Consider the following 18237-nt stretch of genomic DNA (forward strand, 5'->3'; position numbering starts at 1 on the left):
AATTAGTCTTCAGAGGATTGGGCCAGTTCCGACCAGTCAAAATCCTCGTTACAGAAAGCAACAAAACGCACATGAGTCTGCTTGGACAATTCAATCAAAGCATAGTTCTCAAGCGGCATTGTCGTGGCGACGATCTGCCCGTTGATCCGACTGATATTGCGGCCTGTTCCGGGGGCTGCAAAGAATACCCGATTGGCGTCGTCAAAAATGATACGCAGATGATCCTTACCAGAAATCAACTTGTCACCAAAATCCAGTGACACACGCTCTCCTCCCTCGCGTCCCAGCGTGTTCATACCTGAACCCAGGTTTACAGACTGTCCCAGTCCGGGGCCCTTCACCACGACCAACCACCCTGTAATGGGATCAATCATTGGATCAAATTCGGCTTTTCCGGAAAAGCTCTTGGACATACCTCCGTGGTAGATCTGCGTCTTGTCAGATTCTACATATTCGGTCGGGGCTTCGCTGTAGGATGATCCGCCGATTGCATGTGTCGGTTCATTGTTCGAAGGGGCAAGGCTTTCGGTAAAACCGTCATCTCCTTCTATGTCCAGATCGTTCAACTCTTCGTCATCCTTATCGAACAACCAGCTAGTCTTGTTATCGTTACCCATTTTCATCACCTTTCCTGTTCAGATGATCTGGCGGATTAACCGCGGACCAGTTTCAGGCGCACGGGCCCAAGGCCCACAGTGTCACCCACATTTATTCTTTGCGTGCCTTTGATCTTGCGATCATTGACCAGCGTCCCGTTCAGACTATCCAGATCACTGAGTGTGAACTTGCCATCCAGCGATCCGCTCAGTTCGGCATGAACACGGGATACGCCGCTATCGGGAACGACCACGGCGTTAGTGCTGCTGCGGCCCAAGGTCGAACGCCCTGCGGGCACCGGAAACCGATGTCCATTGTCAACACGCACAAGAAAGGCAACCGGAGGTGGTACATGCGCAGCCGTCGGTGCTGCGTCGCGGTTCGGCACTTCCTCAGCATTTGGGATATCCCCCAGTTCGATCTCTTCCAGATCATCATCAAAACCAGAGCCCCCGCGACGCATCAGCAAGAACGCCAGCAAAAGTACCAGCAATGCCAGAACACCGGCACCGACATAGACATACAAAGCCGGCAAGCCGAAAATCAGAGTTTCATCCACTTCCGGTTCAGCCGGTTCTTCCGTTTGCGCCGCCGCTACATTGACAGGCTGAAACTCTGCCGAGTAGCTCTTGGTCTGTGTCTGACCAGGTTGACCAACAACAGGTTCGATCATGTCAATCGTGATACGCGCTGGCGCCGCATCGCCTACGGGGACGATCAGGCCTGAGCCCTTGACCGAATTTCCATAAGTTCGAATGAAGCTTGAAACTACCGTGTTTGCTGTTTGTTGGTTCTGAAGAAACACTTCTTCCATTAGACCTTGTTGAGGATCGGTCAGGCGTTTCAAAACATCGATGCCGCGCGTGGTACGGGCATTCCCCTGTGCCCGCCAGAACATCCCAAGAGCTGAGACAGACACCCCTGCCTTTTCCGCAGCCGCTGAAATCTCTTCAACGGTGGCCAACCCTTCCTCGTCGCCGTCGGTGATCAGGATCAGGTTTTTCAACAGCACATCGTCCTGCTCGCTGAGCAATTCGATTGCCCGGGTCGAGTTTGCAACAAGGCGCGTGTTCTGTTCTTTGATTTCTAGAGATTTGACCACGTCTTCCGCGCGCGAGCGGCTGGTGGAGAATGGTGAGAGTTCGACAATATCGTTACCGAAACCGTAGATTGCAACTTTCTCATCTGGCGGCAGGTTCGTCACCACGCGCGATATAAGGTCCCTCTCGCGGCTCCAGCTGCGCACCCTGCCACTGCGATCCCCGACAGAAAGGTCAATCAGAACCATTGTAGCAGAGAGGGTCAGGTTACCGGGCAATTCGTCGACATCTTTGACGAACTCGAAATCAGCTTGCGTATCACCAAGGGATCGAAAGCTCATACCGCCGCGTTCGTTGCCTGACGGTACCCGCACCAGACAACTGTCTTCCGGTGCAGGTTTTGCCGGAGCGCAATCCAGAATGGCAAGCCCAGTCGCAGGCGCACGCGTCTTACCGTCCTGCGCCTGGGCTGAGCTTGCAAAAACCATTGCAGCCGCAACCGCAATAAATGTGCGTGATATTCCGTAGGTCACGATCCCAAGACCCCCCTCAGGCAAGTTGTCCCGGTCGTCGCATGCGTCGACAAGCGCCGACCTGGCGTGTTTCTTATCAGATCGACAGCGCGCGATAGGCCGACTTAATCCGGTTCAGTTCGTTCCGTACAACAGACGGATCAGCGCCGCTTGATACGTCCCGTTCGACGGCCCCCAGTTGATTGTCCAAAGCCTGAACTTGCTGCAGTTTCACCGGGTCCGAAGCTGACGCTGCGCGGGCTTTGGCCCCTTGGGCTTTGACTTCCGCAATCTGCTGACGCAATGCGTTGATCTCGCTTTGATTGGCGTTGCGCTGCGACGCTAGCTGAGCGTTTCGCTGTTCAGCCGCCTTGTTCTGAGCAAGAATGGCATCCGCCTGTGCCTTATTCTGCGCAATCTGGCGATCGTATTCCCCGGAATTCAGGTTAGCTATATTGTCGAAGAGAGTCGCGGTGGTTGGGTCCGTAGATCCTGTACATCCCGCAAGGGCGATCAATGAGACCAGCATTACCGGTTTTGAGAAACGAAAAAGATCAGAGGTCATGGTACACACTTACTATTGGAAATCCCGCGTCCGGTAACGAACGCGGGTCAAAGAAACTTAAAGAAGATTGATGGATGCCCGCGTCCGCGCCAGACGATTTTTGTTGCTGACGGCTGCATTCGTGGCTCCACCCAGACCAGGCTGGCCTTTGCTCGAAGCCGCGCGCAACTCGGAAATCGTTCCATCCATGTTCTTTTCGCTGCGCTTTAGCTCATTCGAAACAACCTGGCGGTTTGACTTGATAGCCTTGACGCGTGCGTTGTACGCCGATTGAGAAACCTGGCCGCCATCCAGTTGACGACGAAGCGACTTCAGTTCCGCGTTTTGCGATGCCAGAACTGACCGCAGGTTTGCTTCGACCGAATTCAGTTGCTTACTGACGTTGGACAGATTGGCCAGAACAGCCTTGCTGTTGACGATTTCAACATTTTTGGCTGCCGCTTTCTTGCCGACCTGATTGCCGCCTACGCCGCCGATCAGGCCACCTGCTGCTGCACCAGCGGCACAATCGCTGCCACTGCCACCCAGCAACAATCCGATCCCACAACCAACGACTGCACCAGCCAGGGCACCCTGAATGGTATTGTTGACGATGATATCTTTTGAAACCTGATCCAGGCTTCGAACCTGCTTTTCAAGTTGCTTTTCCTGCTGCGTCTTGCCAGCGACTGCCGATGATGACGCAGATTGAATTGTTTCTTCTGTACAGGCTGAAAGTAGAAGAGAAAAAACCGCAAAAATAGAAATTGCTACTGAACGCATCAACAAACTCCGTACTCATAATTTTCTTCGTAGTTGATTATGAAGTCACATACTTTTTATTTTCAATCAACGATTCGCATGTGTGCAAGTGAAGAATGGTAATATCGTCTCACGTCGCCGAACACGTGAATTCCTTATTTATCAAACTCGAGATTTTCAATGAAATTACCCTTTGATATCAGAGATAAACTCTCACTCGCAAATGATATTTTTACCTTCCTTGGGCACCTCGGTGCCGGAGTTGGCGCATTTCTTGCGTTTCTCGGTATTACTTCCAATTTGACGAACAATACGTCCAGTATTGTGTTCAATGTTCAGGTTTCTTCACTGTCTTTACCTGTCCGCCTGACATTATTAGTTTTAGTCGCTGCGGCATTGGGATGGGGATTGGGTGCACTTGTCGGAAAGCTAAGTCAGCAAAGAAATGAGTCTCTTGGCTTTGCAGCTTATGTCGTCGCGCTTTTGTGGGGCGGCCTTATGGTGGGGGCCGCTGACTGGCTTTCTATTGCGCCCCACCAACAGGTCTTGCCGGAAGTCCTGTTATTCACTGTCACAGGAACGGGTCTTGCCGTGTGGGTCGCTGGATTCCATTTTCAAAGCGCTGGTGCAGGTGGGAGACGAGCACTGCGGATCAGGTGCGACGCGCTGTTCCTATTCTCGATCGGCGCGGCCCTTTTTATGGTGCTTACTTTGTTGGGGGCGCGGACATGAAGCTCGGTGGACCTCTGGATTCAAAAAACGCCGCCCGCCTGCTGAGCGCCGCCGCTGTCCTAGATTTTTTGTTTCTGGGTTTTGTATTGGTCACTTTGGAACCTGTGTTGCGTCAGGAACTACGGTTGGGAAATACCGGACTGGCCTTGCCGGCGGGGCTTTATCTGATCCTTGTCCTTAGCTACTGGTTGATCTGCGAAGGTTTTCTTGGTGGACACAGCCTGGGACGATATGCCTTACGTCTGAATATGCGCGACAAACGCGGCAATCCGGTATCTCATATGCGGCGCTCTACCCGCGCGTTGAAAAAGATCATGTCGTTTGGCTTAACCGGAGCGAATCCGAACGTCGCATCCCGATATGACAGGGCAGCCGATGTGACATGGTACAGCCCGATGGCTCCCCGCGCCTTAGCCTTTTGGCAACTGGTTGTTCTGAACGGCCCGGATCGCGGCAAGTTGGTCGAATTTCGCAATGTTAAAGGCTTGTCTAACTCACATCAGATCAAAATCGGACGTGACAAGAACTGGGCTGATCTTGCGCTTTCTCGCAGCGAAAGAACTTCGGGTCAGCATTGTGTTTTACGCGTAGAAAAAACGGGCGATCTTTTTATTCGCGATATGGGCTCAACGAACGGAACCTGGACAGGTGGACGGCGTGTCGGTCCTGAAAAATGGGTACCGTTGGCCGCGGATGGTCGGTTCCGTGTAGGAAATGTCCAGATTGCCACGGTCCGGTGACCAGTTCGAGCGCACCGCGGGTTTTAGCATAGTTTGTTAGCTACAAATGCACGGCAGGTATTTCGGCTGGTTAATTTCCTAAATTTGACTTTGGAATTGGTTAATCACTCAGGATTCCACGGTCATCAATTGCGATCCGGTTGCGACAAGACCTCGGTACAGGTTTCGGGCGGATCACCCTGACGTCATGGTAAATTTGTTTGACATTAGACTACCGGTATCTCATATTTCTGTCATGACAGAAACAACTGACTTATCCGAATCCTCGGCCCGTTCACAATTCATCCTCTATTGGGGTGATATGGGCAGCCAGTGGGGCGTGAACCGATCCGTAGCGCAGATACATGCGCTTTTGTACCTCAGCACTTCGCCCATGAATGCCGAAGAAATCGCAAACGAACTTGGCATCGCCCGGTCAAATGTTTCAAACTCGCTGAAAGAGCTGGCCGGATGGCGTTTGATCCACCGCGTGCCCGTCCCCGGTGATCGTCGCGAGCACTTCGCAGCCGAAACTGATGTCTGGAACATGGCCCTTCTGATTGCAAAAGGCCGCAAAGAGCGCGAGATCGACCCCGCGATGCGGGCGTTGGACATCTGCGTGCAACAAGCCTCGGACGAGGCTGATCTGTCCCCTGTCGTATTGGAGAGAATGCAAAATATGCAACAGTTCCTGACTACGGCCGACCAATGGTCCGAGCAAATGCTGTCGGTCCCTAAGTCCAAGCTTTCGGCTCTTATGAAGATGGGCGACAGGATCATCATGCTCCTCAAGATCGGGAGCAAGAAAGGCAAGTCGTAAAAAATTTTGAGAATATATTTCTCTTCCTACAGAAATAACAGCAACTACAGCATATGGTGTGATATGAAACTGAGCAATTTCTCTCCGCATGTTATGGACATGTCCGATCAAAGGTTTCGCGACTTGGTTGGCCCCGCAGCTTGGGCCGCCCTGCCCCATCAGGTCCGCGCGCGGTTTGGTCATTGCCTAGCGAACGGCGCCAGCGTGGTCTATCAGGGCAAAGTTGTAGCAATGCGTCTGACGCTGGCCGGGCAACTGCTGGCGCATCTGGCCCGTCTGATCGGCGGCCCCCTACCCTTTGATACATCCAGCGTGGATCAGCCCGCGATTGTCACCGTGACCGAGGATAGTTCCGTTAACGGACAGTTCTGGATCCGCCAGTATGGGCGCGCCGGAGGGTTTCCTCAAGTTATCCACAGCTCAAAACGGTTCTCTGGACCGACCGGGATCGAAGAATACATCGGCGCCGGTATCGGTATCGCATTGCGCGTTCAAGCAGACCGCACCGGTCTCCGCTTTCTCAGCGATCATTACTTCGTTCAATTGGGTGATAGGAAACTGCGCCTCCCGCGCTGGATTCGCCCTGGCGTTCTGACCATCACTCACACCGATCTTGGCGACGCGCGGTTTCTGTTTTCCCTAAGCCTTCATAGCCGCCTGTTCGGAGAGTTGATCCACCAGGACGCCATTTTTTACGACAGAAAGGATCCGACATGACTGACCCGCTGCTTTGGACATTGATTGCCCTTCAGATCTCGATGGGTGCATTCGACACGCTGGTGCACCATGAAGGCACCGAGCGGCTGGCCTGGCGCCCTTCGCAACAGACCGAACTGCGCCTGCATGGGGTCAGGAACGCTTTCTACGCCGTCATCTTCCTGTGCCTTGGATGGTTCGAACCCCACGGCACGTTTACCATTGCTCTGACCATAATCCTGGGCCTTGAGGTCCTGATTACCCTTTGGGATTTCGTTGAAGAGGACCTGACCCGCCGTCTCCCCGCCAAAGAACGGGTCAATCACACTTTGCTGGCGCTGAATTATGGTGCGATCCTCGCGCTGGCTGCCCCATACCTTTGGACTTGGTCTGCCCTGCCGTCAGAGATGGTACCCGTCCATCACGGCGGTTGGAGCATCATGGCGACCCTTGCCGCGATTGGTGTGGCGCTGTTCAGCGCGCGCGATTTGGTGGCGGCCGCACGCAGCACGCGGTTGAATGCTGTCAACGCGACCTCTCTGGTCGCGCAACTCGCGCCCCGACAACATCTGCTGATCACGGGTGGCACCGGTTTCATCGGACAACGCCTGGTCGAAGCCCTGGTTGCTGGCGGCCACCACGTCACCGTCCTGACCCGCAATCTGCAAAAGGTCGACGCTTTGACCCATCCGGTACGCCTGATCACCTCACTCGAGCAAATTGACAACACAGAGCGTTTTGACGCCATCGTCAATCTGGCGGGTGAGCCGGTAGCAAACGCGCATTGGACGCCTCGGAAACGCGCGCGCATCCTGCAGTCTCGGGTCAAGATGACGAAAGATTTGGTCGCACTGATCCGCAGGCTGGATCAAAAACCATCTTGTCTGATCACCGGCTCCGCCGTGGGCTGGTATGGGCTGCGGCAAGACGAGACCCTCACCGAAGACGACACGCACTGCCCCGCCTTCATCCATGAGGTGTGCGACACATGGGAGCGCGCCGCTGCGCCAGTCGTGGATATGGGCGTCCGGGTTGTGCAACTGCGTATCGGTCTGGTGCTGGGGGTTGAAGGCGGCATGCTGGCCCGAATGCTGACACCTTTCGAGTTTGGTGCCGGTTGTCAGCTGGGGAATGGACAACAGTGGATGCCCTGGATCGAACGGAATGATCTGATCCGCGTCATCGCATTCGCCATGTCGCATCCGGATATCAACGGCCCGCTCAACGCCACTGCTCCAAACCCGGTGCGCAACGCAGAGTTCACACAGGCTTTGGCAAACGCATTGAACCGCCCTGCCCTGATACGTCTGCCTGCTTGGCTGATCACAAACGTCGCAGGGGATATGGGACGTGAAACGATACTGGGTGGCCAGCGTGTCATTCCGGCAAAACTGCTACGCAGCGGGTTCCGTTTCAATAGCCCCGAGCTGGCCCCCGCCCTTGCCAGGATCACGGGCGCTCGGGCCGCCTCAAACAGCGTCAGCTCTGAGAAACGCCGCGCCTGACCCGCGCCCGCTGCGCAACGCCGGGATCCAGACGAATCCCGGTGTTGCACGAGGCAAGGGTTGGTCGTGTTACGGCTTGGCTTGCTTGTTGGTGCACAGACCCAGAAGCGCATAGATCGGACAGAATTTCATGAATGCCGTCACCACAAACACAGCCCCAAGCCAACCCCAGGGGCCGATAGTACCGGTCAGTGCCAGAAGGATCAGCACACCACCGAGGATCAGGCGCAGAATCCGGTCGACAGAACCAACATTAGACGTGAATTGCATGGTCGAATCTCCTTGATTGTCTGGTCCAAGATTCACTGTTTTCCAAGCCATGTTATGTGACGAGGTCACACAACCCCCGTTCTTGCATGGTGGTGCAGGGCTGGGCGGTCCTGCAGATAAATCACACCTCGCTCAAGCCTGACCCACCCGCGATGTTCAAAATCCTTGAGAATACGGGACATAACTTCTCGTGCGCTGCCCAGTTCGGCCGCAATGCGCTGGTGCGTGATGCGGATATCGCCCGAAGGTGCGCCCTGATCCAAAAGCCACTGCGCCAATTTCAGGTCCATCCGGTTAAGTAGAAGATCATCGATAACCTCGGACAGCTCAACAATGCGTTGTGAAAACGCCATGAAGACCGCGCCCCGAAACTCGGCATCTGTAGCCAGCAACGTGTTGAACTTGTCCCGCCCGATGGCCAGCGCCGTCACCGGCCCCTCGGCATAACCGAACCCTGAATAGGGGATGTCCGACAACATGCACGAGGTCGTCATAACGCAACTGTCGTACGGGCCAACCCGATAAAGAACAACGGTGCGTCCCGACGGACTGGTTTGTTCCACCCGGACGTTGCCCGAACGGACGATCAAAAACATCTCACCGTAAGCGCCCGGTGCAAACAGTTGGGATCCGTCTGGTATAGTCAGATTACTTCCTGCGGACTTGAGCCGGTCGAGAATGGCCTGGCTCCAGTTCTGTTGGGTCACCGCTTTACCTCCGTCTCACACTCACTCCCGGATTTTTAGCCTTGGGGACCTCGCGAGCAAACCCAATTTGCCTGTGACAAACCCACCCGCGCGGAACCAAAGTTGACAATTCTACTACGGTCTTAATAGCGGCGGCATCAGTGGAGATGGCGACTCGATTGGCCTGCCAGTTGGGCGAAGTGCTGAAATGGCCGGAGTCCAGGGGAGATCTGCCTTTAGCGGATCATGTTTTTCAGTTTAATGGTCGTCAGGGCAAATGCGATTGAAGCGAAGGATTTGATTGCCAGCATGGGTCTGGATCCTCTGTCGCTAAAACGCCGTTTTGTTCGGTAGGCGCGGATTTGAAACAGAATCGAAACGAAGCGCTTCACGATGCGTTCGCGCCTACGGGTTGATTGATGTGTGCTTTCGGCTTGGTTGTTCTAGCCTTTGTGCGAGATGCGTCCATGCATCTCGCCTTCGCAGTTTACACAAATGGAAGTGGTAAAAAGTTACCGTGTCAGGTCACGTCAGATCGTCGACACGTGCGTCAGGTGCGTTCCGTTTGACGGAATCGATCCCGTTATCCCGCCCTGAAGTGCTGGTATAGCTCTCGCTGGTGCCGATCACCTGACCGTTGCTGGCCTTCAAGTTGAACATATGACCGCCGGATTTGGTTTCCTTGCGCTCGTACCGGCTGTCATCCGGCGCGTTCTTTTTGACAGACTCGATCCCGTTCGTGGCACTCGCCTTTTGAACATATCCTTCACTGGCCAGAATGATTTCACCATTCCCGGCTTTCAGACGAAACCGAAATTCACCAGCCTTGTCTTTATATATCTCGAACTTCCCGGCCATTTGACGCCTACTCCTCTGTTCTACTTTCGGTTTTTTCAAATACATTCCTATAATTAAACATTCGTCTCAAGAAAAAAGATGAGGCGAGCAATCTACCCAGAGCAAGATACCCCCAAAGTCACAGGTAAGATCGAAATGGATGATCTGATGCTGGCTTCGGTTCCATTCGTTACACCTCGCCTGAACTGGCAGGATGCGAGCAAACCCGTCCTTTACCAAGGGACCTCAGCGACCACCTAGCGATCAGCTTCAGCCATCCGCGTTCTCCATCCCCCACGCCGCCAGCAGTTTCGGCAACGCTTCGTTCCAGTCCATCACGCCGACGGTTTCCGCCCAAGCCTGGTATTGATGGATCATGTCTTTCTCAAGGGCGGCGTTGCGGCCCGCAAGGTCGGTCAGCTCGGTACGGTCGGCCTCGATGTCGTAAAGCTCCCAGGGGCGGTCATGCAGTCGAACCAGCTTGAACTGGCCCAACCGGATGGCGGCATTGCCCTCGTGCTCCCAGAAGATCGGCTGCTCGCGCTGCCAGTCCTTGCCCTTCATAAGACCTAGCAGAGATTCCCCTTGCAACGGTTGGATATCATGACCGCCCACCTCTGTCTGATAGGCGCCTCCGGTGGCTTCCAGGATGGTCGGCAGAATATCGACCACATGGCAGGCTGCATGAGCCGTGCCGCGCGGTTCGAACCCATTTGGCCAATGGGCCACCAGTGGGGTGGAGATACCGCCCTCGTGGACATAATGCTTGTAAAGCCGGAACGGCGCATTGGAGACATTGGCCCACGGTTTGTCATAGCTCTGGAAGGTTTGGGCATCGCCGGGGCGCAGACCGGTCACATTGCCCATGGTGATCTGCTTGCCGTCATGGGTGCGGTCGGGATAGAACTTAGCCCAGCCGTCCTCGGCCATGAATTCGGCGCAGCCGCCGTTGTCTGACAGGAACAGGATCAGCGTGTTGTCGAACTGACCGAGCCGTTTCAGGGCCGCAACCAGCGTGCCGATCGACTGATCCATTCGGTCAACCATCGCCGCGTAGGTGGCCATCTTGCTGGCCTCCCAGTCCCGGTTCTGTTCCTGCTCCCAACCATGTACAGTGCTGTCGCGGGGCGAGATGTCCCAGCCGCGCTGGAACACACCCTGACTGTTCATGGTTTCATGGCGCGCGGTGCGAATATGGTCCCAGCCTTTTGAATAGACCCCATCGTATTTTGCGATGTCCTCAGGGTGGGCGTGCAACGGCCAGTGCGGCGCTGTGTGGGCTAGGTAAAGGAAGAAGGGTTTTTCTTCCGCCACAGCGCTTTCGATCATACCAATAGCCTTTTGGGTGATGGCGTCGGTGAAGTAGAAGTCATCGGGGAAGGTTTCGACCCGACTGTCATCCTCCAGCATGTAATGCGGCGAAAAGAAATGTGTGGCCCCATCCATGATCCCGTAAAACCGGTCAAAGCCGCGTTGGCGCGGGGTTGGGTGTTCGACGTCGCCAACCCGCCAACTGTCCACCTTACGGGCTTCAAAATCGCCCGCCACATGCCATTTCCCCGACATCAGCGTGGCATAACCGCTGGCGCGCAGATGCTCGGCAATCGTGGCACTGTCATTGCGCAGGAAGCCCTGATAGGCAGGGGTGCCCAGATTGGCGCCCATGTGGCCAACGCCTGCATTATGCGGATAAAGCCCGGTCAGAAGCGAAGCACGGGTGGGGCAGCAGCGGGCGCAGTTGTACATCGCCGACAGCATAACGCCGCCCCGCGCAAGGGCGTCGATGTTGGGGGTCTGGATTTCAGAACCGGTGCAGCCAAGATCGGCAAATCCCATGTCGTCCGCAAGGATCAGGATGACATTGGGCCGGCTGGTTGCTGCCTGTGAGTTGAGGTGGGTCATTGCGATACTTTCGCTAAGGTCAGGCCGCAGCAGCGGGCGCGAGGGGCACGCCCTCAACAGTGACACGATGCATCAGGCGGCGGAAGCCGTGATAATCATTGATCGCCTTATGCCAGGTGGCGCGGTTGTCCCACATGGTAATGTCACCGGCCTGCCAGCGCACACGGCATTGGAACTCGGGTTGCTGGCAATGGGCATAGAGCATGGCCAGAAGCGCCTCAGACTCAGCCGGGGCCAAACCCTCGATACGGGTTGTGAAGACCGGGTTCACAAAAAGGCCACGCCGTCGGCTCAGGGGATGCGTGATAACGACCGGATGCCGGGCGTCCTGGATTGCGGCCTCTGCATTGCCCAGACGTCCTGACTTTACTGCCTCGCTATCCATTACGGCAGCGCCGAACACATGCCGCGAGGAATGCACGGCCGTCAGCTCGCCGAGAAACCGGCGCATCGGGGCCGAAAGCGCCTCGTAGGCGGCCCCCATTGAGACAAACAGCGTATCGCCGCCGTAAGGCGGCATTTCGATCGCATGCAAAATCGAGCCCATCGCCGGTTCCTGATCGTAGGAATGATCGGTATGCCAACCTTCTCCAACGGCTTCTTTCTGGTTCTTCTCTTTCAGCACCATGGCGATCTCGGGGTGCCCTTTGACCTGCTTGAAGAACCGGTTCACGTTGACCGGCCCGAAACGGCGGGCAAAGGCGAGGTGATCTTCCGGGCCCACATCCTGCCCCCTCAGCACAATCACCGAGTATTTGGCAAATGCGCGCTGAATGGCGTCAAAATCTGCATCGCTGCGGACATCCGCACCCAGAATTTCGGCACCCAGCCCCCCCGTCAGTGGAAGAATCTCCATGTGAGTCTCCTGTTTGTCCCAAAAGCAGCATAGGGCTTGTCAAAAGGTCGGTAAAACTGATTTAATACACCTCAAAAGTCAGTTTTTTAGATGATTAATTTCACCCTTCGCCAACTCGCCTACCTGTCAGAAACCGCCCGGCGGGGCGGTATTGCCCAGGCTGCTCGGCAATTGAATGTTTCTCCCGCCGCGATTGCCTCAGCGGTGGACAAACTGGAGGCGACCACCGGCCTGACCCTGTTCGACCGCTTTCCGGCGCAAGGTATGCGGCTGACGCCTGCGGGAAAGGAGTTTTTCGCCCAGGCTGAGGCGCTGCTGGCGCAGGCCGCGGCGCTGGACAGGCAGGCCGAGAACCTGGCGTCAGGACGCACTGGCAGGATCCACATCGGCACTCATCACGCACTGGCACAGCGCATCGTCCTGCCTGCGGTGCTTGCCTTCCGCGAAAGCTACCCAGACGTTCGTGTCGAGGTGAAGGAAGCGGATTATCCGACCTTGGTGGACGCACTGGATGGTGGCGAAGTGGATGCGCTGGTGGTTTTTGACCAGGGGTTCGATCTCAAGCGGCATGAGGCAGAAGTGCTGCTGGAGCTGCCGCCCCTGGTTCTGCTGTCAGGCGAACACCCTTTGGCAGCAAAAGCCCGGATCAGCCTGTCCGACCTGATCGGACTGCCCTATATCGCTGTATCACCAGCCGGGCCTGGCCCTAGCTATCTTCAACTGCTGCAGGCCGCAGGCGTTCACCCCGAAGTGCCATTCCAATCCCAATCACGCGAGCTTGTTCAGGCCTACGTCGGCAAGGGGTTCGGCTTCACCCTGGCAGGCTTCCCGCCCAAGCAGGATCGCACGATTGAAGGCGACCCCATCGTTGCGCGACCGCTCGAGGAAAGCATCGGACACTACAGGGTGGTGATTGCCCGCTCTCGCCAAGCAGTGCAGACAGCGTTGATTGACCGGTTTCTAGAGATTTGCAGGTCGCCGATCTCTGTGCCTAGCCTTGCAGGTAAACCGTTGAATGAAAAGGCCAGTACATCTCGTTAGCGAATCCTGAAACAAGGCAGTTGATGCTGCCGTGCGGGTCATGGAACCTGCGGTTCGCTGCATGAGCAAACTCCTACTCTTTCCGAGCTCGGGAATATCGGGACTTTTGCCTGGCGTCGCATTGAGAACAGACACGCATTTGGCGACAGTTCTTCATGATGGGATGACCTCAGCTGATTCCACACCTCAATCCACGGATCGCACCCTTGCGGGCGTTGCACTGATGCTTGGATTTTGCCTGACTGCTCCCTTGCTCGATGTAGCTGCCAAGCTCGCATCGGCCAGTGTGCCGGTTGGGCAGATAACGGCCGCTCGCTTTGTATTGCAATGTGCGTTGATGGGACCGTTTGTCTGGAAAATGGGACTGTCATTGCGTGTCGCGAGCGGTGAATTGATGGTACTTGTATTCCGCTCAATACTTTTGCTGTTCGCGACTTTTTGTTTCATTACGGCTATCCGAGTGATGCCGCTTGCTGATGCCCTTGCCATCGTGTTTGTGGCACCGTTCATTGTCTTGCTGGTCGGCAAGTTTTACCTTGGTGAAGATGTCGGTCCTCGTCGCGTCGGGGCAGCTCTTGTAGGGTTTGTCGGCGTATTGTTCGTCATCCAACCCAGCTTCGCGGCTTTCGGCGCAGTGGCAATTATTCCTCTCGGTACGGCTGTTGCTTTCGCTTTCTACATTCTTGTGACGCGGGGCTTGTCGCGACGGATGCACCCGGTGGCTCTGCAATTTCACACTGGCCTGGTTGCCAGTCTGTTTTGCATTCCAATCTTATTGGTTGCGCAAGGTTCTGGTTCCGAACTTTTCGATCCCGTTTGGCCGAAAGACATTGCACTGTTGTGGCTTCTTGGGACCGGTTTTTTTGCGACGGTAAGCCACATGATGATGACTTATGCGCTGTCATTTGCCCCGTCTGCCACATTGGCTCCTTTGCAGTATTTTGAGCTGCCGGTAGCAACCTTGTTTGGCTACCTTGTCTTCAATGACTTTCCGAACAGGCTTAGCCTGCTTGGCATTGCCATCATCATCGGTGCAGGTCTGTACATGATACATCGCGAAAGAGTTACTGCCAGACAGTTGATCACAGCGCGCGCAGCACCTCCAATCTAAGATTGCACGTGATTGCAACCTTGTGCAGACCTTGATGGATCGAGCGGCCCCTGCCAGGTTCCCTTCTGTACTCAAAGGGTGTTCCACCATTGGATTTCCTGGTCGGGTCGCCTTTTCATACAGCAATGTCGGAAGCAGTGAATTCTTACGCATAGCTTCCCAAGTAAAGTGCTTTCGACAACCAAACTCATCAGGTGTTGAAACTGACCAGCGGAGCCGACCCTGGACAGTTTTCAAACAGCAGATTTGGCCGAAGGGGCACGAAAGTGGCGCACCTACTCGATTCGTTTCAATTGAAACACCTGACTTTGCGCAACCGCATCGTCAGCACGTCCCATGCGCCGAATTTTGTTGAAGATGGCCATCCCCGGGACCGCTACAGGTTGTATCACGAGGAAAAGGCAAAGGGCGGGGTTGCCCTGACCATGGTCGGTGGGTCGACCAATATCGCCCCTGATAGCCCATCGGTGTTCGGCCAGCTTTATGCCGGTGATGACAGCGTCATTCCATGGTTTCGGAAACTAACGGATGGCGTTCACGAACATGGTGCCGCGATCATGTGTCAGATCACTCATATGGGGCGCCGCACTGCATGGGATGATGGCCATTGGCTGCCTGTCATAGCTCCGTCCAGTATCCGCGAACGTGCACATCGTGCCTTTCCCAAGGCCATGGAACAAGAAGACATCAACCGCGTGATTGACGATTTTGCAGCCGCTGCGCGTCGCTGTCAGCAAGGAGGATTCGACGGGATCGAGCTCCTGTCCCACTCACACCTTCTGGGGCAATTCCTGTCCCCGCTGACAAACAAGCGCGACGATGACTATGGTGGAACGCTGGAGAACCGCATGCGCCTGACCTTGCAGGTGCTCGACGCCGTGCGCGCCGAAGTCGGCGCTGATTTCATCCTGTCGATGCGCATCACCGGCGATGAACTGAAAGAAGGTGGGCTGAACGCTGAAGAATGCATTGCCGCAGCCAGGATGCTGGAAAAATCCAGCGATGTCGACCTGCTCAACATCCTCGCCGGCGCGCCCTATGATGATCTGGGTTTGGCTGAATGGGTGCGCCCCATGGGCCTGCCGGCGGCACCGCATATCACCGTGGCCGGGCGCATCCGTGATGCCGTCGATTTGCCTATCCTGCACGCAGGAGGGATTGCGGATATTGCCACGGCCCGCCACGCGGTCTCCGGCGGCCATGTCGATCTGGTGGGCATGACCCGCGCACAGATGGCAGATCCCTATCTGGTAGAAAAACTCGCGCGGGGGGAAGAAGAACGCATCCGCCCCTGTGTCGGCTTGGGCTACTGCGTGGACCGGGTCAATCAGGGCAAACCTGCCGTTTGCGGACACAATGCCGCCACGGGGCGTGAGCAGACCTTGCCTCATATCATCGCCTACAGCGACACCCGAAAGAAAGTTGTTGTCGTCGGCGGCGGACCCGGCGGACTGGAGGCCGCACGGGTCTGCGCCCTGCGCGGTCACGAAGTCGTGCTGTTCGAGGCGTCGGTTCGGCTGGGCGGGCAGTTGGTTCTGGCCTCTAAAGGGAAAACGCGCAGACAGGTCTGGGGCGTAGCTGACTGGTTGATTTCCGAAGTGACTTTGCTTGGGATCGATATCCGCTTGAACACCTATGCCGAAGCCGATGACGTGATATCCGAAGCCCCCGATTTGGTGATCGTTGCAACAGGCGGCTGGCCCGAAACCACAGTTATCCCCGGCGGCGATCTGGCGATTTCCAGTTGGGACGTGTTGTCGGGAGAGGCACGTGTCTCGGGCGAGGTGCTGTTGTTCGATGAAGTCGGCGACCACCCTGCGGCTGTAACTGCCGATGCGCTGGCGGGCAATGGTTGCAGTGTAAATCTTGTAACCCCGGACCGGGCACTTCTGCATGACCTTGGCCCAACGACCTCTTCCGTCGCCTTACGCGATCTGGCCGCCAATGGAGTTACCTTCACCTGCCTACAGGAGCTCACCTCCCTGGTACGCGAGGGTGATCGAGTTCGCGCCAGCTTTCGTCACGTGTTAACGGGGAATGTCACTGAACGTCTTGTTGATCACGTAGTCGTAGAACATGGCCTGTCCCCAATGGGCGGACTTTTTCACGATCTCAAACCAAGCTCGCGGAACCACGGGCAGGTTGAACACAAGGCGCTTATTGGTGGGACATTTCCATTCGTTGACACCAATCTAAGCGGCCGTTTCCATTTGGCCCGAATAGGCGACGCAGTTACAAGCCGAAATATACACGCCGCAATTCTCGATGCATTGCGAATATGTGTAACTGTCTGAAAGAAATTTCACTTCTTTGCTGACCAATGGAGGAAGCCAAGACGCTTTATCAGGCGGCGCAACAACCGTTTTGCGGTCCGTTTGTCCCGCCTGGGTTGGAGTATTTCGTCCAGCACGACGCCATGCTGATCGACCGCGCGCCAAAGCCAATACCTGCGACCAACGATTTTCACGACAACTTCATCGAGATGCCAGACATCACCAGGACGGTCCTAACTTAGTCGCAAGCTTCGAGCCATCATCGGTCCGAACTTGATCACGCAACGCCGGACAGTCTCGTAAGAAACGTCGATCCCGCGCGCTAGCAGCATCTCTTCAACTTCGCGAAGGCTCAAATTGAAGCGGAAATACAGCCACACAGCCTGGGCAATGATCTGAGGAGGAAATCGGTGACGCTTGTAGCTGATGGACGATGAATTCATCGATGCGATCTATGTCCAAATCCAGACACGAGCAACCGATCTCGGGTTAACCTGACAACACCCCTGTCATTCTGCCCCCAGTCGGAACAGACGCCATCTAGGCATCGGTAACGCCTTGACAATTTAAGTTAACATTTTTTTTGGAATCGTTACCACTGTTTGTTAACAATTTATATCGTCAAGGGAGATCACATGGAAATTCTAGTTGTAAACCCCAACTCTACTGAATCGATGACACGCAAGATCATCACGTCCGCCCAGGCGGCCGCGAGTGCCGGTGTCGTGATCAGAGGCGCTACCGCGCAAGGCGCACCGGCGAGTATCGAAGGGCATTTCGACGAAGCGATGTCAGTTCCCGGCCTTCTGTCCTGCGTGCAAGCCGCAGAAGACCAGCAGGTCGATGGCATTGTCGTTGCTTGTTTAGATGATCCCGGTATCGGCGCTTGCCGCGAGATCGCGACGGGCCCTGTCATCGGAATCTGCGAAGCTGCGGTGAAGGCGGCGAGCATGCTTGCCACCTCGTTCTCGGTCGTCACCACTTTGCCGCGGTCAGTGCCCATCATCGAACACATGATCCATGGCTATGGCCTGTCGCATCAATGCCGGCGGGTTCGGTCAGCAGAGATCCCTGTTTTGGCCTTGGAAGAGCCCGGCTCGAACGCGCGCGAAAAGATCCGCGAGGAAATCCTGCGCGCGATTGAGGAAGATCGTTGCGAAGCAATTGTTCTGGGATGTGCGGGGATGGCCGATTTGACCGCGTGGCTCAGCGAAGAGACCGGCATTCCTGTGATCGATGGCGTGAGCGTGGCAACCCGCATGATCGAAGCGCTGGTCGGTTGCGGCCTAAAGACCAGCAAAATCAATGCCTACGCCCGGCCAAAACTAAAATAA

General features: G+C 55.7%; 19 protein-coding genes and 1 pseudogene. 10 read left to right on the top strand and 10 right to left on the bottom strand.

The window, feature by feature from the left end:
* Window positions 1–2 precede the first annotated feature (2 nt).
* The 4 genes from ACR0CE_RS14000 to ACR0CE_RS14015 form a co-directional block, all read right to left on the bottom strand.
* Window positions 3–617 (bottom strand): FHA domain-containing protein, encoded by a 615-nt coding sequence (locus tag ACR0CE_RS14000; protein WP_480483542.1) that lies wholly within the window; start codon window positions 615–617, stop codon window positions 3–5.
* Window positions 618–652: 35 nt separating this feature from the next.
* Window positions 653–2125, bottom strand: coding sequence for an FHA domain-containing protein (locus ACR0CE_RS14005; protein ID WP_480833000.1), 1473 nt, complete (start codon window positions 2123–2125; stop codon window positions 653–655).
* A 121-nt stretch (window positions 2126–2246) separates the two neighbouring features.
* Entirely contained in the window at window positions 2247–2714 is a 468-nt protein-coding gene (locus ACR0CE_RS14010) for a hypothetical protein (protein WP_480833001.1), read from the bottom strand.
* A gap of 57 nt (window positions 2715–2771) precedes the next feature.
* Entirely contained in the window at window positions 2772–3476 is a 705-nt protein-coding gene (locus tag ACR0CE_RS14015) for a hypothetical protein (protein WP_480483548.1), read from the bottom strand.
* 159 nt (window positions 3477–3635) lie between these two features.
* On the opposite strand from ACR0CE_RS14015, the gene ACR0CE_RS14020 reads away from it, so the two are divergent.
* From ACR0CE_RS14020 to ACR0CE_RS14040, 5 genes are all read left to right on the top strand, one after another.
* Window positions 3636–4187, top strand: a complete 552-nt coding sequence (locus ACR0CE_RS14020; RefSeq protein ID WP_480483550.1) for a hypothetical protein — start codon at window positions 3636–3638, stop codon at window positions 4185–4187.
* Complete coding sequence (locus ACR0CE_RS14025; RefSeq protein WP_480833002.1) at window positions 4184–4927, top strand: FHA domain-containing protein; 744 nt, start codon at window positions 4184–4186, stop codon at window positions 4925–4927. Before ACR0CE_RS14020 ends, ACR0CE_RS14025 begins: the two co-directional genes overlap by 4 nt.
* Window positions 4928–5162: 235 nt before the next feature.
* Window positions 5163–5726, top strand: a complete 564-nt coding sequence (locus ACR0CE_RS14030; RefSeq protein ID WP_480833003.1) for a GbsR/MarR family transcriptional regulator — start codon at window positions 5163–5165, stop codon at window positions 5724–5726.
* Between the two features lie 99 nt (window positions 5727–5825).
* Window positions 5826–6443 (top strand): DUF4166 domain-containing protein, encoded by a 618-nt coding sequence (locus ACR0CE_RS14035; RefSeq protein ID WP_480833004.1) that lies wholly within the window; start codon window positions 5826–5828, stop codon window positions 6441–6443.
* On the top strand, window positions 6440–7927 hold the full coding sequence (locus tag ACR0CE_RS14040; RefSeq protein ID WP_480833005.1) for a TIGR01777 family oxidoreductase: 1488 nt from the start codon (window positions 6440–6442) through the stop codon (window positions 7925–7927). Before ACR0CE_RS14035 ends, ACR0CE_RS14040 begins: the two co-directional genes overlap by 4 nt.
* Before the next feature lie 69 nt (window positions 7928–7996).
* Here the strand turns inward: ACR0CE_RS14040 and ACR0CE_RS14045 are convergent, their stop codons facing one another.
* The 3 genes from ACR0CE_RS14045 to ACR0CE_RS14055 all read right to left on the bottom strand — a co-directional run bounded on the left by ACR0CE_RS14045 (window position 7997) and on the right by ACR0CE_RS14055 (window position 9741).
* Window positions 7997–8197: a YgaP family membrane protein gene (locus ACR0CE_RS14045; RefSeq protein WP_480483558.1), complete on the bottom strand. Its 201-nt coding sequence runs from the start codon at window positions 8195–8197 to the stop codon at window positions 7997–7999.
* 65 nt (window positions 8198–8262) lie between these two features.
* Window positions 8263–8904 carry a Crp/Fnr family transcriptional regulator gene (locus ACR0CE_RS14050; protein ID WP_480833006.1) on the bottom strand — a complete coding sequence of 214 codons (642 nt, stop codon included), beginning with the start codon at window positions 8902–8904 and terminating at the stop codon, window positions 8263–8265.
* A gap of 504 nt (window positions 8905–9408) precedes the next feature.
* Window positions 9409–9741, bottom strand: a complete 333-nt coding sequence (locus ACR0CE_RS14055; protein WP_480539187.1) for a YegP family protein — start codon at window positions 9739–9741, stop codon at window positions 9409–9411.
* A gap of 78 nt (window positions 9742–9819) precedes the next feature.
* Between ACR0CE_RS14055 and ACR0CE_RS14060 the strand changes: the two genes are divergently transcribed.
* Entirely contained in the window at window positions 9820–9981 is a 162-nt protein-coding gene (locus tag ACR0CE_RS14060) for a hypothetical protein (protein WP_480483561.1), read from the top strand.
* 9 nt (window positions 9982–9990) lie between these two features.
* Here the strand turns inward: ACR0CE_RS14060 and ACR0CE_RS14065 are convergent, their stop codons facing one another.
* Complete coding sequence (locus tag ACR0CE_RS14065; RefSeq protein WP_480833007.1) at window positions 9991–11622, bottom strand: arylsulfatase; 1632 nt, start codon at window positions 11620–11622, stop codon at window positions 9991–9993.
* A 19-nt stretch (window positions 11623–11641) separates the two neighbouring features.
* Window positions 11642–12478, bottom strand: a complete 837-nt coding sequence (locus ACR0CE_RS14070; RefSeq protein WP_480833008.1) for a TauD/TfdA dioxygenase family protein — start codon at window positions 12476–12478, stop codon at window positions 11642–11644.
* 90 nt (window positions 12479–12568) lie between these two features.
* Here ACR0CE_RS14070 and ACR0CE_RS14075 point away from each other — a divergent pair, with 90 nt between their 5' ends.
* From ACR0CE_RS14075 to ACR0CE_RS14085, 3 genes are all read left to right on the top strand, one after another.
* A complete protein-coding gene (locus tag ACR0CE_RS14075; RefSeq protein WP_480483564.1) occupies window positions 12569–13519 on the top strand; it encodes a LysR family transcriptional regulator in 951 nt (316 codons plus the stop codon).
* Window positions 13520–13682: 163 nt separating this feature from the next.
* Window positions 13683–14630, top strand: coding sequence for a DMT family transporter (locus ACR0CE_RS14080; RefSeq protein ID WP_480483617.1), 948 nt, complete (start codon window positions 13683–13685; stop codon window positions 14628–14630).
* Window positions 14631–14896: 266 nt separating this feature from the next.
* Entirely contained in the window at window positions 14897–16924 is a 2028-nt protein-coding gene (locus ACR0CE_RS14085) for an oxidoreductase (protein WP_480833009.1), read from the top strand.
* A gap of 35 nt (window positions 16925–16959) precedes the next feature.
* On the opposite strand, the pseudogene ACR0CE_RS14090 reads toward ACR0CE_RS14085, so the two are convergent.
* A pseudogene (locus ACR0CE_RS14090) lies at window positions 16960–17346 on the bottom strand (IS6 family transposase); the annotation flags it as partial.
* 192 nt (window positions 17347–17538) lie between these two features.
* Here ACR0CE_RS14090 and ACR0CE_RS14095 point away from each other — a divergent pair.
* On the top strand, window positions 17539–18237 hold the full coding sequence (locus ACR0CE_RS14095) for an aspartate/glutamate racemase family protein (protein ID WP_480558996.1): 699 nt from the start codon (window positions 17539–17541) through the stop codon (window positions 18235–18237).

This window comes from Ruegeria sp. L11, from assembly GCF_056531755.1.